Origin of the sequence: Oceanobacillus saliphilus, assembly GCF_023522835.1 — a bacterium.
In the GTDB taxonomy this organism is placed as follows: Bacteria; Bacillota; Bacilli; order Bacillales; family Amphibacillaceae; genus Oceanobacillus; species Oceanobacillus saliphilus.
The window spans coordinates 132,366-145,136 of the sequence record NZ_JALCZU010000009.1 but is presented as its reverse complement, the minus strand read 5'-3'; the positions used below and the strand labels follow the sequence as shown (position 1 = coordinate 145,136).

Here is a 12,771-nt window from a genome sequence, read left to right as displayed (position 1 = left end):
GGGAGGGCCAGAACATGAGAAAAGGTAGAGTTATTTTTCATATCGATATGAACTGCTTTTATGCTTCTGTTGAAATGGCCTATAATCCGGAGTTGAAAGGGAAGCCACTGGCAATTGCAGGGAATCCCGAGGAACGTAAAGGCATTATCGTGACAAGCAGCTATGAAGCCAGGGCAAAAGGTGTGAAGACAACCATGCCAATCTGGCAAGCAAAAAAACGATGTCCTGAACTCATTATTATGAAACCAAACTTTAACCGATACCGTCAGGCTTCCAAAGAAATTTTTAAAATACTGTCCGAAATTACCCCTTACGTACAGCCAGTCTCCATTGATGAAGGTTATATGGATATTACAGATACCGAAAACCTTGGCACCCCACTGGAAATAGCCTATAATCTTCAGCAAAAAATACTGAATGAGCTGGATATTCCATGCAGTATAGGGATTGCTCCGAATAAGTTTCTGGCTAAAATGGCATCGGATATGAAAAAACCATTGGGAATAACGGTATTAAGAAAAAGGGAAATAGCAAAGATATTATGGCCCTTGCCGGTTGATGAAATGTACGGGGTGGGGGAGAAGACCGCGCAAAAGCTACATACGATAAACATTGAAACAATTGGAGATTTGGCAAAAAAAGACGTGTATGAACTGAAGCAATTACTTGGTATAAATGGTGAAAGATTGAAAAATAGAGCAAATGGAGATGATACAAGACCAGTGGACCCAGATGCCATTTATGAATTTAAGAGCATTGGCAGTTCGCAGACGCTTCCGAGGGACACGACCGACTGGGATGCTTTAATCCGTTTAATGAGGCAACTGGGAGAGAGTGTCGAAAGAAGAATGAAGCGAAAAGACGCAGCAGGGCGAAGTGTGCAAATCACCATTCGATATCATGACCGTAAAACAGTTACAAGAAGCAAAAAACTGCAAAACTATATAGATGATAAATCAGAAATTCTACTAATCGCAACAGAATTACTTCAAAAACATTGGAACGGTGATCCAATCCGCCTGCTGGGCATTACAGTACAGGATATGGAAGAGAAGCGGAATCTTGGCCAGCAGCTTGATATTTTTACATTTGAAAATGAATCAAAAAAAGAGAAACTCTATTCGGCAATTGACTCCCTTTCACAAAAATATGGAAAAAACCCCTTTAAACAACTTAAAAAATCGGCTGAAACAGATTCCGATCAACCAAGAACAAGTTTTCAAAAAGATTTCCTTGATGACTACAAACGCTAATGTCCCACACCTTCAAACACAGGCTAGGGACATTAGCGTTTATTATAATAGCCTCTTTTCGTAAGCTTTGTTGCCTTTACCATTATCGTAGTTGATATAAAGTGCGACGTAACATAATCTATGGTAGATCTGTATGGATTGCTAATGAAAAAAGTACTTCGGTAGCCGCCCGTGGAAAGCGAAGTGTATTTCCCAGAGCGTTTGCCGAAGTAACTTTTTTCCATAACCAGCTTAGAAATCTAATATAGATAGCAGTTAATTCCAGTTACATATTTGTGCATAACAACCGTTTTTTCGATAGTCGAGTTGCCACAGTCTCCATCTTATAGCAAATAACAATGATATAAAAAATATTATTTCATAAAATTTTTAACTACCTTTGACGCAAGTTTACTCCCAGGGTATCGGAAAGGTATATCAAATTTAGTAGTCTGTTTCAGGATGCTTTTCCTGTGTGAAAAGGTATCAAAACTGTATTTTCCATGATAGGATCCCATGCCACTGTGTCCCACTCCTCCAAAAGGTAGATGTGGATTAGCTAGATGATACATGGTATCGTTTATGGACCCTCCACCGAATGAGATATATTCCATAACCTGCTGCTGCATCTTTTCATTTTCTCCAAAATAATAAAGGGCAAGCGGTTTTTCAATTGCTCTCACTTTGTATAGGGCGTCTTCTATATTTGTAAATGTTAGAACAGGTAATATAGGGCCAAAAATCTCTTCTCTCATAATAGAATCTTCCCACGTTATTTTATCAAGAATAGTAGGCTTTATCATAAGCATTTCTCTATTTGAATTTCCTCCGTGTAAGACTGTACCCTCTGACAGGAACTTTTCAAGCCTGTCAAAATTCTTTTCATTGATTATTCTTGTATAATCTTCATTTTTCATAGGTTCTTTTCCATAGAGTGCTTTAACATGTTTTTTCATAGCCTTTAGCAGTTTGAACTTTGCTTTCTCATGGACATACAGATAGTCAGGAGCAACACAGGTTTGCCCAGCGTTCGTGAATTTCCCCCAAATGAGTCGCTTAGCCGTTAGGTTGATATTGGCATCCTCATCTACAATTGCAGGACTTTTCCCTCCCAGCTCAAGCGTGACAGGGGTTAAATGTTCACTTGCTGCCCGCATAATAATTTTTCCTATATGTGAACTGCCGGTAAAGAATATATAGTCAAATCGTTCTTTCAACAATGCTTCACTTGTTTCCTGTGCTCCTTCAATTACCGCTACATAGGAACTGTCAAATGTTTGACTGAACATATCTGCCAATAGCGCCGATGTTGCCGGGGCATGTTCAGATGGCTTAATGAGAACGCAGTTTCCTGCCGCAATAGCACCGATTGCCGGAGCGACTGCAAGCTGTAAAGGGTAATTCCAAGGAGAAATTACTAATATAACACCAAGTGGTTCCTTCATAATATAGCTCTTGGATCCCTTATGGATTAAAGGCGATTGCACTTTTTCAGGTTCCATCCAATGCCGAAGATTTTTGACTGCAAAATCAATTTCTGAATACAGCATTCCAAGCTCTGTTGTCAGTGTTTCATGTTTCGATTTATTCAGATCTCTTTTTAAGGCACGATAGATTTTACTTTCATTATCCGAAAGCATATCTCTAAGTTTGAGCAACTGTTTCTTTCGGAAAGAGTAATCAACTGTGTTGCCATTTAAATAAAAAGACCTCAAATTATTTACAATTGTTTCGGTGTACTCCATAGATTTGTCTCCTCTAGTTATGGTTATCTATATTCATTTCAAAAAAGTCCCTCGCAAGGTATGTTTCCGGAAAAATCTCGCAAGCTTCTGCTAACATGCGTTCTTCATCTTCCTGTTGATAGCGGGAAGATATGTGGGATAAAATCAGTGTTTTAACACCACTTACAGAAGCCAGGGTAGCAGCCTGTACATTCGTGGAATGGAAATATTCTTTTGCAAGATCCAGTTTATCATGCATAAATGTGGATTCATGAATAAGTACATCTGAATCTTCGACAAATGAGATAAATTCTTCTTGCATTCTAGTGTCTCCGAGTATGGTGACGACTCTTCCTTTTTTGCTTGGACCGATAAAATCCTTTTGGTAAAGCGGATTTCCCTCGGGTGTGACAATCTTTTCATTCTCTTTTATCTTTTGATATATAGGACCGGGCATAATACCGGCTTCTTTTAATTTATGGACCATTAGTTCGCCGGGCTTATCCTTTTCTATGATTCGATAGCCAAAGCTTGGGATGCCATGGTCAAGCTGTTTTGCAAAAACCGTGAACTTATCCTCATCCAAAATCATACCCTCGGTTATTTCGATGATTTTTATAGGGTAAGTAAGATGTGTACCACTTATTTTAAGGCTGGTTGTGACGAACTCTCGAATACCGGCAGGGCCATATAACGTTAACAAATCATCACCAGCCTGAAAGGAACGGCTGCTTAACAACCCCGGGAGACCGTATATATGGTCACCGTGCAGGTGGGTAATGAATATCTTATTTATTTTTCTTGGCTTTAGTGAGGTTCTTAGAATTTGATGTTGTGTTGCTTCGCCGCAATCAAATAACCAAATACTATTCATTTCTTGTAATAGGGTTAAAGCAACAGCAGATACATTGCGCTCTTTTGAGGGAACACCTGCACCTGTACCCAGAAATACTAATTCCATATTAAGCCTCCATAAAAATTAATTACTGTAATTACTATTATAGTATACTTCGATAGCGCAGTGCTTTATTTGGGACATCTGTGAATATACCGTCACACTCCAGATAAAAAGAGCGCATGATAGGAACAAATTTATTTACAGTATAGACACGGATTGTCATGTCTTCCTGTTTGCATTGCTGAACAAGCGATTTACGTAACAAACGATAGTTTATATGAATCGCATTTGCACCGAGATTTTTCGCATAAACGATAAGATCTTTTCGTTTTCTTGAATGAAGTAATGCCACACCTATTTTTTTGTTTAGAAATTTCAGACGCTGGACACTGACCGGATTAAAAGTTGAAAGTGTTGTACGATTCAATAATTGATAATGATCAACCATCTCATATACGATTGCTTCCATATTTTTATAATCTATTTTACTATTTTTTAACTCAATGTTTAAATCCAAGGGCTTATCCATTGCCCATTCCAAAAATTCCTGCAGAGAAATGATAGATGTACCTGCATATTTGCTGGAAAACCAAGATCCAGCGTCAAAATGTTGTAATTCGCTAAAATTGTAATCCCTTATAAATCCGCTACAGTTTGTTGTTCGCTTAACGTGTTCATCATGTATTAGTACAGGAATTTTGTCCTTTGTTAAATGTACGTCTGTTTCAATGCCTTCAGCTTTCATTTCGTAGGCAAGTTCAAAGGCTGGCATTGTATTTTCCGGAGCAAATTTGCTTGCGCCCCTATGAGCTATGATTTTAGTCAACTATACCACCTCTTATATAATTGTGTTTTATTTTTGTAGATAAGTCAATTACACAGGCTGTCTTTTCCTTTATCCTCCATATATATTGTAATGAATGTACATATATTATAAAAAAATGTACAATGAAGTGAATGGCTATTCATTTTATGCAAGTGGGGAAAGATAAATTTATTATCGCAGCTAATTGACGCACTGGAACAGTCGCGTCCAGCTCCAACAACAAGGAGCTAGCGAGGATTCCTACATTAGGTGGTTCGATTTACATCGCCACGCTTTTGTTCGTTGCTCAAGGAGGGAATTAATTGAATATCGTGGAAGAAAATATCATCCAGCTGACCTTACCAACTCCATATGAGGTCGGTGACGTACATGCATATTTGATCAAAGGGGATATGCTGACACTGATCGATGCTGGTGCAAAAACGAAAGAAGCAAGAGAGTCATTGTTTTACCAATTAAAAGAAGTTGGCTATAGACCCATCGATATAGAACAAATTGTTCTGACTCACCACCATCCGGATCATGTAGGTCTACTAGGGGAGTTTCCTCGTCTGAAACACATCGTTGCACACAAAGCAGTCGATTTATGGTTAACAAGAGATCCTTCATTTCTAATGCAAAACGAGAGATTTTTTAATACATTTTTCATTCAAAATGGGATTCCTGAAAAATTTAATTATGCTCTATCTGAGCTAACTAATTATATCGAAGTGACCGGTGAAGGGTCTTTAACTGCTATCCTCGCAGAAGAAGATACGTTACCGGGGCATCCGGAATGGAGAGTTATTGAAACAAAAGGGCATGCACAGTCACATCTATCATTCTTCAGAGAAAGCGATGGACTATTTATAGGTGGTGACCATCTAATCAAGCATATATCGCCAAATCCAATTATAGAAGCACCTATGGAAGAAGGGAGAGCAAGGCCCAGACCAATGCTGCAATACCGCAATAGTCTAAAAAAATGTCTAACACTGGGATTAACAACTGTGCTGCCGGGACATGGTGAAATATTTTCAGAAGTAGATGAAGTTATAGCCAAACGATTGTTCAGTCAGGAAAAACGGGCTGAAAAAGTATTTCAACTATTAAAATCAGGTCCACGAACCCCATACGAAATCTGTACGCAACTTTTTCCAAAACATTACGAAAAACAGATTAATCTCACCATGTTCGAATCAATTGGACAACTGGATTACTTAAATCATATGAATCTTATTGACTATTCTTTAGAGGATGGGATTATAAACTACTATGCAAAATAAACTTTATAACAGAAAAATAATCGTTACCGGGGCGTCAAGTGGCATTGGGGAACGGCTGTGCTGGCATATCGCAAAAAAAGGCGGAATTCCCATCATGCTCGCAAGATCCAGTGATAAATTAGCTCAACTAAAAGAACAGCTTAAAAACGAGTTGGGTGCTCAAAGCTATATTCATATCGTGGACCTGCAAAAACAGGATGAAATCGCTCCGGTCATTGACCACATACTGATGGAGCACAAACAAGTGCATGGTTTAATAAATAATGCTGGTATTGGGGTTTTTGACTACATAAAAGATATGAAATGGGATGAGGTATTACAAATGTTTCAGCTAAATGTATTTGCCTGTATGAAAATTTCTCAGTTGTTAATCCCTCATTTCAGCAACCATCGGGAAGGACATATTGTAAATATTATTTCTCAGGCTGCTAAAATATCTACCCCAAAATCAGCTGTCTATGGAGCATCGAAACATGCAATGCTTGGCTTTACAAACGCAATGCGCCAGGAAGTCATAAAAGAAAATATTTATGTGACTGCTGTTAATTTAGGGCCTGTGCGGACAAATTTCTTCTCGGTCGCCGATCCAAAAGGAAATTACGAGAAAAATGTAGGGAAATATATTCTTGACCCAGACAAGGTTGCATTCGTTGTTGTCGCAAATCTCCTAAAAAACAAGCGAGAGATAAACATGCCTTATTGGATGGAAATCGGGAGTATTTTTTACAGAATCTTTCCTGGTCTCACGGAAAAATTATTTAAAAGGCAATTTAATAAGAAGTAAGTGTTTAGACAGATAGCAACATAATACTAATTCAACTTTGCGTAGTGAAAATTGGCAAACAAGTCTTGGAATAATTAATACGGTTCGAGATACATTAACCAAGTTAAACGTTTGAACTTTATTTATTGGTGGAAAGTTGAGATACTAAATAGCAGGAGGTGAATACATTCAATGAGACTAACGATAACCCCCGAAGCTGAACAGCAGCTGAAACGCTTGAAAAAGGAAGATGACAAGTATCTCCTCTTATGGTATGACACAAAGGGATTCGGATGCGGAGTTAGCGGCATGCCTACCGTACGTTTGGTAAAGGAAAGGAAATCCAACCATAGTGAGGTTGAAAACACGACAATCCCCACTTTAATCAATTCGGAACAGGCCGTATTCTTCTCACAAGAAATGAAACTTGATTTAATAAAAGGTATGTACCGACTTTCAAGCAATGATGGGATACTGAACCCATTTATTCCCGAACACAATTTGGTACAGTCTAAAGAAATCTAAATCTACGGACTAACTAGTGGATAGGATAAGAAAGTGGTATCTATTTCTGATAGATACCACTTTCTTAGTTTACTACCTATGTTTATCATATCTATTCGCTTTGGTAATCTGCTGTAATTTTTCATAGAGATCATCCGTTATTGAATTTGAATAATCATGTTCGGTGTTCTCCTGCACCTGTCGAACCGAGCTTGCCCCAAAGACTGCGGTTGCGACAGCCGGATGCTTTTGCACATACTTTAGCGCAAGTGCATTCATGGAAGTATCTTCATCCAAAATGGCAGCAATTTTTTTGTTCACCTCTTTTAGTTCTTTATACGAATAATCGAGATAACCTTCTTTTCCTTTGTTTTCTATTACCGTTTCGGAACGGTTGCTCAGCATTCCTTTAGCAAGCGGTCCCCGGCTCAGCACACTGATATTATTCTCATGTAATAAATCCAGTGTTTCTTCCTCTGGTCTGCGGTCAAGAAGGCTGTACTGGGTCATTACACCATCAATTGATGAATGTTTTACATATTCTCGAATGACATTTGGACGAATGGAGGAGATTCCATAAGCTCTGATGATCCCTTCCTTTTTGAGTATCTCGAATGCATCTATCGTTTCATGAATCGGATCATCTAATGTACCGCCATGGAGCATATAGAAATCAATATAGTCTGTATTCAAACGTCTTAAACTATCCTTTACTGCCTGCATAATGTATTTCTTCGATGGATCCCAAAACCATTCGTTTCTCTCTTTATTGAAATGATTGCCGACTTTGGTTGTCAGTATGATTTCACTGCGCTTGTTTTTGATTGCGTTACCGATTATCTCCTCGTTCATGCCAAAATCATACAAGTCTGCCGTATCCAGATGATTTATTCCGGAATCAAGAGCAAAGTCAATCATTTTAACAGCTTCATGGAGGTCATTTCCAAGAGACATGCAGCCTAAGGTTAGATTAGATATCATAATATCTGACTTACCAAGTTTGTTTTTGTTCATCTTTAACACTCCCGTTTCATTATCCTTGTATTTTATTGTAAGGACAGCTAGTATGGAATACAACTTTTTATACTCAGAGAAATAAGGAAATTATGCTAAAATGGGTAATAGAATTGAGAGATGAGGATGATCATAGTGAAAAAATTTGAAGAAAAAACGACAACAAGTGAAAAAATATTTAGTGGAAACATAATTGACCTGCAGGTGGATGATGTTATATTGCCAAATGGTAGAACTTCTAAAAGGGAACTGATAAAACATCCGGGAGCTGTGGCAGTTATTCCAATAACAAAGGACAATAAAATTCTGTTTGTTGAACAATACCGAAAACCTTTGGAAAAGTCCCTGATTGAAATTCCTGCAGGCAAACTAGATAAAAATGAAAACCCAATTGCTGCAGCAGTACGGGAATTGGAAGAGGAGACAGGGTACACAACAAATGATCTATCCTTTGTAACATCATTCTATACTTCTCCCGGATTTGCTAATGAGTTAGTACATATTTATGTTACGGATCAGTTAGTGAAAATGGATAACCCTCCTCAGGGAGATGACGATGAATTTATCGAAGTTCATGAGCTTACATTGGAAGAAGCAAAACAATACGTTATGGATGAGCGAATTCACGATGCAAAAACAAACTATGCCATACTCTATCTGCATGCATTAGGGAGGATCTAGAAATTGAATTCCTATTTCGCTGATATGCACATTCATATTGGCAGGGATATGTACAATAAGCCGGTAAAAATCACCGCTTCAAAAAATCTTACTTTAACCAATATACTTCTTGAATCCAGCCGTAATAAGGGGATTGATATGATCGGAGTGATTGACTGTCACGCACCAGCTGTTCAGCAGGAAATTAAACATTTGATTGACAACGGTGATGCCAGAGAATTGTCTGATGGAGGTATCCGTTTTGAAAAAGTAACATTGCTCCTAGGTTCTGAGATCGAAATTTATGACGAAAACTGTAAGGGACCTATTCATGTTCTCTGTTATTTCCCAACCATGGATCGTATGGAAATGTTTTCAGAATGGCTGATAGACAGAATGAAGAATATTACCTTAAGTTCGCAGCGTTACTACGGTACAGCAAAAGAGCTACAGTATAAAGTAAGAGAACTGAATGGTTTATTTATTCCAGCCCATGTTTTCACTCCTTTTAAAAGTTTATATGGTAAGGGAGTGAAACAATCCTTACTAGAAGTATTCGATGCCGATCTGATTGATGGGATCGAACTCGGTTTAAGTTCCGACACTTCCATGGCAGATCAAATCGAAGAATTACATGACTATACTTTCGTATCCAATTCGGATGCTCACTCATTGGCCAAAATAGCCAGAGAATATCAGGAAATCGCTTTAAAAGAACCATCTTTTAAAGAGTTCAACTGGGCCCTGCACAAAGTAGGTGGTAGAAAAATCAAACGAAATTACGGATTGAATCCCAAATTGGGAAAATACCATACGACTGTTTGCATCGATTGTATGACAGCCACTACTAAAGGAATGAAAGACTGTCCCAAATGCGGTTCGCGCAAAATTGTCAAGGGTGTATATGATCGTATTCAGGAACTAAGGAATACAGTAAACAACTATAATCTTCGCCCGCCATATCTATATCAAGTTCCACTCGAGTATTTGCCGGGTCTTGGTCCTAAAACACATGGGAAACTGCTTAAACAATTCGGCACGGAAATGAATGTTCTCCATGACGTGCACCTCGAAGAATTAATAGAAGTGATCCCGGAAAAACTAGCACGCTCTATTATTCAGATGCGTGAAGGAACATTAAAGATACATGCGGGCGGTGGAGGAAGGTATGGGACGATCGCTCCTTGATTGTCTATTAAATTTCAATAGTAGGCATTTTTAATAAGGAATCCTCATAGTTTTAATTATAGACTATTGTTTGCTGGGAGGATTCCGATGCATAAAAACAGCTTTCTAGTATGGGAACATATTAAAAATCATGCAACTATCTATCTTTTTATGATTATTTTATTTTTAACTGGGATTATTTTTGGGGCAGTGATTGTCAATAGTATGGACTTCATACAGAAACAAGATCTGTTTTTTTATCTCGAGCGCTTTTTCATACAAATTACGGAAGGAGTGCCCATAGGGAAAAATGATATCCTGTGGGAAAGCTTTACGTTTCATGCAAAATATTTAATGCTACTATTTATTTTAGGTTTGTCTGTTATTGGACTTCCCCTTGTCTGGGTTCTTTTGTTCGTAAAAGGAATGGTGGTTGGGTTTTCAGTTGGTTTTATTGTCAATCAACTTGGACTGGAAGGGCTGCTTCTGGCTTCCTTCTCCATAGCGCCTCAGAATATAATCATTTTTCCTGTTTATATAGCAGCAGGTTCTTTATCGATGATTTTTTCCCTCGGGTTATTGAATAAACTTTTTTCACGCAGAAATAATCAGCAACTTCTCAAGCCATTTATCAGATACTGTATCATTTTTATCTTCCTATTACTATTATCATTCACCGCAGCATTTATTGAAGCCTATATTGCCAATAAAGCCATGGAAGAACTGATAAAATCATTTTACTAATACTTATTTTTACTTTATAATTAGTATAATTAAAAGATGAGAATATACTTTGACACGACAGTATTTGGTGCCTATAATAAAGATGGGATATGAGGGAGGCGACCTGCCATGGAACACCGTATTGAACAAATAAAAAAGCAGCTTCATGCACAGAGTTATAAGCTTACTCCACAGAGAGAGGCAACGGTCCGTGTCTTGCTCGAAAGGGAAGAGGACCATCTTAGTGCAGAAGATGTTTATCTTCTCGTAAAAGAAAAATCTCCTGAAATTGGTTTGGCAACAGTATACAGAACGTTGGAATTGCTTTCTGAATTGAAAATTGTCGATAAAATTAATTTTGGTGATGGAGTCTCTCGTTATGATCTTCGCAAAGAAGGAGCCAAACATTTCCATCATCACTTAGTATGTATTGAATGCGGATCAGTTGAAGAGATATTTAACGATTTATTGGAAGACGTTGAAAGAATTGTCCAAAATGAATGGGGATTTGAAGTAAAAGATCACAGGTTAACATTTCATGGAATATGCAAACAATGTCAGTCAGCGACTGTAAAAGCAACTACCTGATAAAATTGGAAAAGCCTTTTTCCTCATGGAAAAAGGCTTTTATGATGGAGTAGAAGTATAATCCTTTTCTACTCTACATAAGTGCAACTACGGCTATAGCTGTGACCGAAAGCTTGGTCGTATTTTTTTACGGTATTTTTCTGTCCATACACTCTGATTTACAAAATACATGAAAAAGGTTACATTTGAGTAGTATTATGTGTTTCCCCCTTTGCATATCTTAAAATTAGAATACTAATTTTAGGGAGATTAGCTTATGGGCAGATTTATATGGGATACGGTGAAGGTATTTATCATATTTACGATATGTACATTCCTATTTTATTATGGTTTAAAGCTATTGCATAACGAGTACGAACAAATTCATCGTTACGACCCTCCTCAAGGGCCGGCGATAAAGGTATTTGAATCGAAGGGCATATTAGAGAGAATTCATATCATTTTTCAGCAGGGAGAGTAGACGATATATGCTTAAATATGCTATTGAGGATTTTTTTCATTTTCTACAAATAGAGCGGGGATTATCCGACAATACCCTTCATTCCTATGGACGTGACTTGAAGCATTATACGAACTATATTGAGAAGTCAGTTAAAAAGCAGTCTTGGGATAAAGTAACTAGAAAAGATATCATGGGCTTCTTATATATTTTGAAGGATGAAGGAAAGTCGACTTCCACGATCACACGCCATGTTTCTTCCATTCGAGCATTTCATCATTTTCTAATCAGGGAACAAATTGCAACGAGTGATGCAAGCTTACATATTGAAACACCGAAAAAGGAAAGAAAACTGCCTGAGACGCTCTCACAGGCAGAAGTGGAAAAATTGCTTCATATACAAGAAAATACTACACTGGCAATTCGGAACAAAGCTATGCTGGAGCTGCTTTATGCTACCGGGCTGCGGGTTACAGAACTGATTACTTTAAAAGTCAGCGATCTTCATCTTACAATGGGGTTTGTTCAGTGTTTTGGCAAAGGATCAAAAGAGAGGATTGTACCATTAGGTGATGTAGCAAAAAATGCAATGGAAAATTACCTGGAGGTTTCAAGGCCTAAATTGGTAAAAAATAAACAGGAAACGGCTCTGTTTGTTAATCATCATGGGAGACCTCTATCACGTCAAGGTTTTTGGAAAATACTTAAAGCTTTAGCAATCGATGCCGGTATAAACAAAACCATTACTCCCCATACGCTCAGACATTCATTTGCGACCCACCTGCTGGAAAATGGGGCCGATTTGAGAGTTGTTCAAGAGATGCTTGGACATGCGGATATTTCAACTACACAAATATATACCCATGTCACAAAAACAAGATTAAAAGATATGTACAAGGCCTATCATCCAAGGGCATAGTAGATTGATCATTTTAGTTGTCTGACATCCTACATCATAATTTAAAACA

14 protein-coding genes are annotated in these 12,771 nt (G+C 37.9%); 10 read left to right on the top strand and 4 right to left on the bottom strand.

Annotation, left to right across the window (positions count from 1 at the left end):
* Window positions 1-14 precede the first annotated feature (14 nt).
* Window positions 15-1,253, top strand: a complete 1,239-nt coding sequence (locus MN204_RS15235; protein ID WP_249871934.1) for a DNA polymerase IV — start codon at window positions 15-17, stop codon at window positions 1,251-1,253.
* 353 nt (window positions 1,254-1,606) lie between these two features.
* Here the strand turns inward: MN204_RS15235 and MN204_RS15230 are convergent, their stop codons facing one another.
* From MN204_RS15230 to MN204_RS15220, 3 genes are read right to left on the bottom strand one after another with little or no spacing between them, the layout of a single operon-like run.
* Window positions 1,607-2,977 carry an aldehyde dehydrogenase gene (locus MN204_RS15230; protein WP_249871933.1) on the bottom strand — a complete coding sequence of 457 codons (1,371 nt, stop codon included), beginning with the start codon at window positions 2,975-2,977 and terminating at the stop codon, window positions 1,607-1,609.
* A 13-nt stretch (window positions 2,978-2,990) separates the two neighbouring features.
* On the bottom strand, window positions 2,991-3,917 hold the full coding sequence (gene rnz, locus MN204_RS15225; RefSeq protein WP_249871932.1) for a ribonuclease Z: 927 nt from the start codon (window positions 3,915-3,917) through the stop codon (window positions 2,991-2,993).
* A gap of 37 nt (window positions 3,918-3,954) precedes the next feature.
* The gene (locus MN204_RS15220) at window positions 3,955-4,680 is read right to left on the bottom strand and encodes a glycerophosphodiester phosphodiesterase (RefSeq protein ID WP_249871931.1); all 726 of its coding nucleotides are present in this window, start codon (window positions 4,678-4,680) and stop codon (window positions 3,955-3,957) included.
* Window positions 4,681-4,991: 311 nt separating this feature from the next.
* On the opposite strand from MN204_RS15220, the gene MN204_RS15215 reads away from it, so the two are divergent.
* From MN204_RS15215 to MN204_RS15205, 3 genes are all read left to right on the top strand, one after another.
* Window positions 4,992-5,945, top strand: a complete 954-nt coding sequence (locus MN204_RS15215; protein ID WP_249872003.1) for an MBL fold metallo-hydrolase — start codon at window positions 4,992-4,994, stop codon at window positions 5,943-5,945.
* A complete protein-coding gene (locus tag MN204_RS15210; protein WP_249871930.1) occupies window positions 5,935-6,729 on the top strand; it encodes an SDR family NAD(P)-dependent oxidoreductase in 795 nt (264 codons plus the stop codon). The genes MN204_RS15215 and MN204_RS15210 overlap by 11 nt, the downstream gene beginning before the upstream one ends.
* A gap of 171 nt (window positions 6,730-6,900) precedes the next feature.
* A complete protein-coding gene (locus MN204_RS15205) occupies window positions 6,901-7,233 on the top strand; it encodes an iron-sulfur cluster biosynthesis family protein (protein WP_249871929.1) in 333 nt (110 codons plus the stop codon).
* A gap of 72 nt (window positions 7,234-7,305) precedes the next feature.
* Here MN204_RS15205 and MN204_RS15200 read toward each other — a convergent pair whose 3' ends face one another.
* The gene (locus tag MN204_RS15200) at window positions 7,306-8,226 is read right to left on the bottom strand and encodes an aldo/keto reductase (protein ID WP_249871928.1); all 921 of its coding nucleotides are present in this window, start codon (window positions 8,224-8,226) and stop codon (window positions 7,306-7,308) included.
* A 135-nt stretch (window positions 8,227-8,361) separates the two neighbouring features.
* On the opposite strand from MN204_RS15200, the gene MN204_RS15195 reads away from it, so the two are divergent.
* The 6 genes from MN204_RS15195 (at window position 8,362) to xerD (ending at window position 12,722) form a co-directional block, all read left to right on the top strand.
* Window positions 8,362-8,907 (top strand): NUDIX hydrolase, encoded by a 546-nt coding sequence (locus MN204_RS15195; protein WP_249871927.1) that lies wholly within the window; start codon window positions 8,362-8,364, stop codon window positions 8,905-8,907.
* A 3-nt stretch (window positions 8,908-8,910) separates the two neighbouring features.
* On the top strand, window positions 8,911-10,074 hold the full coding sequence (locus MN204_RS15190) for an endonuclease Q family protein (RefSeq protein ID WP_249871926.1): 1,164 nt from the start codon (window positions 8,911-8,913) through the stop codon (window positions 10,072-10,074).
* A gap of 87 nt (window positions 10,075-10,161) precedes the next feature.
* Window positions 10,162-10,797: a stage II sporulation protein M gene (gene spoIIM / locus MN204_RS15185; RefSeq protein ID WP_249871925.1), complete on the top strand. Its 636-nt coding sequence runs from the start codon at window positions 10,162-10,164 to the stop codon at window positions 10,795-10,797.
* 108 nt (window positions 10,798-10,905) lie between these two features.
* The gene (gene fur / locus MN204_RS15180) at window positions 10,906-11,364 is read left to right on the top strand and encodes a ferric iron uptake transcriptional regulator (protein WP_249871924.1); all 459 of its coding nucleotides are present in this window, start codon (window positions 10,906-10,908) and stop codon (window positions 11,362-11,364) included.
* A 256-nt stretch (window positions 11,365-11,620) separates the two neighbouring features.
* Window positions 11,621-11,824 carry a DUF4227 family protein gene (locus MN204_RS15175; RefSeq protein ID WP_249871923.1) on the top strand — a complete coding sequence of 68 codons (204 nt, stop codon included), beginning with the start codon at window positions 11,621-11,623 and terminating at the stop codon, window positions 11,822-11,824.
* Between the two features lie 7 nt (window positions 11,825-11,831).
* On the top strand, window positions 11,832-12,722 hold the full coding sequence (gene xerD, locus MN204_RS15170) for a site-specific tyrosine recombinase XerD (protein ID WP_249871922.1): 891 nt from the start codon (window positions 11,832-11,834) through the stop codon (window positions 12,720-12,722).
* The last annotated feature ends 49 nt before the right edge of the window (window positions 12,723-12,771 follow it).

Bases quoted from the DNA above. Each gene is read 5' to 3' on its own strand.
- MN204_RS15235 (WP_249871934.1), top strand. From the start codon at position 15: ATGAGAAAAGGTAGAGTTATTTTTCATATCGATATGAACTGCTTTTAT.
- MN204_RS15230 (WP_249871933.1), bottom strand. From the start codon at position 2,977: ATGGAGTACACCGAAACAATTGTAAATAATTTGAGGTCTTTTTATTTA.
- rnz (WP_249871932.1), bottom strand. From the start codon at position 3,917: ATGGAATTAGTATTTCTGGGTACAGGTGCAGGTGTTCCCTCAAAAGAG.
- MN204_RS15210 (WP_249871930.1), top strand. From the start codon at position 5,935: ATGCAAAATAAACTTTATAACAGAAAAATAATCGTTACCGGGGCGTCA.
- MN204_RS15205 (WP_249871929.1), top strand. From the start codon at position 6,901: ATGAGACTAACGATAACCCCCGAAGCTGAACAGCAGCTGAAACGCTTG.
- MN204_RS15200 (WP_249871928.1), bottom strand. From the start codon at position 8,226: ATGAACAAAAACAAACTTGGTAAGTCAGATATTATGATATCTAATCTA.
- spoIIM (WP_249871925.1), top strand. From the start codon at position 10,162: ATGCATAAAAACAGCTTTCTAGTATGGGAACATATTAAAAATCATGCA.
- fur (WP_249871924.1), top strand. From the start codon at position 10,906: ATGGAACACCGTATTGAACAAATAAAAAAGCAGCTTCATGCACAGAGT.
- MN204_RS15175 (WP_249871923.1), top strand. From the start codon at position 11,621: ATGGGCAGATTTATATGGGATACGGTGAAGGTATTTATCATATTTACG.
- xerD (WP_249871922.1), top strand. From the start codon at position 11,832: ATGCTTAAATATGCTATTGAGGATTTTTTTCATTTTCTACAAATAGAG.